The 1,113-nt window shown below is 43.1% G+C and carries 2 protein-coding genes; one reads left to right on the forward strand and one right to left on the reverse strand.

The window, feature by feature from the left end; all coding sequences use genetic code 11:
- Positions 1 to 323 (forward strand): helix-turn-helix domain-containing protein (locus ACLOR3_RS01170; protein ID WP_412036914.1); only part of this gene is annotated, 323 nt, incomplete at its 5' end.
- A 53-nt stretch (positions 324 to 376) separates the two neighbouring features.
- Here ACLOR3_RS01170 and ACLOR3_RS01175 read toward each other — a convergent pair.
- On the reverse strand, positions 377 to 1,087 hold the full coding sequence (locus tag ACLOR3_RS01175) for a DUF554 domain-containing protein (RefSeq protein ID WP_411400043.1): 711 nt from the start codon (positions 1,085 to 1,087) through the stop codon (positions 377 to 379).
- Positions 1,088 to 1,113 lie beyond the last annotated feature (26 nt).

Raw genomic sequence — 1,113 nt, forward strand, 5'->3', positions numbered from 1 at the left:
GGAGAGAAGAAAAAATCCGTTTGGTCCTCGACCATATTTCAAACCATTACCAAGAGGAGCTCATGATCGAGCATTTGGCAGAGCTGTGCCATTTTAGCCCGACCCACTTCATGAATTTCTTTAAGAAACAATTAGGGCTCTCTTGCATGGAGTACATCATTCAATATCGACTGAAAAAAGCGGCCCATCTCCTCCAGCATTCCGATCAGGCAATCATTGATATCGCGAGCCAATCCGGCTTCAACAACCTCTCAAACTTTAATCGCCAGTTCAAGAAATACTATCAGGTTACTCCAAGCCAATACCGAAAAGCTTGTCTTTAAGCCAAACCAAAAGCACTTATAAGCTGTCTAACCGACAACTTATAAGTGCTTTTTTAGATATTCAGAAAAGCGCATAGAATTGCTACCACAATAGCTGGAAGCATATTAGCTATTCTGATTCGTTTCCCCCAAGTCAGATTAATCCCCACACACATAATCAGGACGGAGCCTACTAACGAAAGATTCGCCAAAGCAGTATCAGTAAGAATAGGTGCTAGAAAACGAGCTAATACAGTTATGGACCCTTGAATCAGAAAAATGGGGACAGCAGAAAAGAGTGCTCCTTTCCCTTTCGAAGCCGTTAGGATAAGGACGATCATGAGATCCAGCACAGCCTTTGCGACTAGGGTAGAGGAGTCACCTGTCAAACCATCTTGCAAAGAACCTACGACAGCCATAGCTCCCACACAAATCGTCAAGGAAGTTGTCACAAAGGCATCGACAAAACGCATATCCTTGTCACTTCCAGTAACCTTCTTAAGCCAAATACCAAAATGATCAAACCCTTGCTCAATTTTTAAAAATTCCCCAATAATCGTCCCAATCACTAGACTAGCAATCATCATCATACTATTTTGACTGCTCAAGCTAGTCCCTGTTACCCGCAGGAGGCCTTGAACAGCTCCAGCAATACCCAAGGTAAAAACCGCTACTCCTGTCACCTTTAACAAGGACTCTTGAACCTCTTTTGAAAGACGATCTCCAACTAAGAGCCCAAGGGCTCCTCCTATTAGAACGCCCAGCACATTGTATAGTGTTCCCATTTTCTGTATACTATTTCCTTCTCTTG

Origin of the sequence: Streptococcus intestinihominis (assembly GCF_046824975.1) — a bacterium.
GTDB lineage: Bacteria > Bacillota > Bacilli > Lactobacillales > Streptococcaceae > Streptococcus.

Coding starts and splice junctions, on each gene's coding strand:
- ACLOR3_RS01175 (WP_411400043.1), bottom strand. CDS start 1,087: ATGGGAACACTATACAATGTGCTGGGCGTTCTAATAGGAGGAGCCCTT.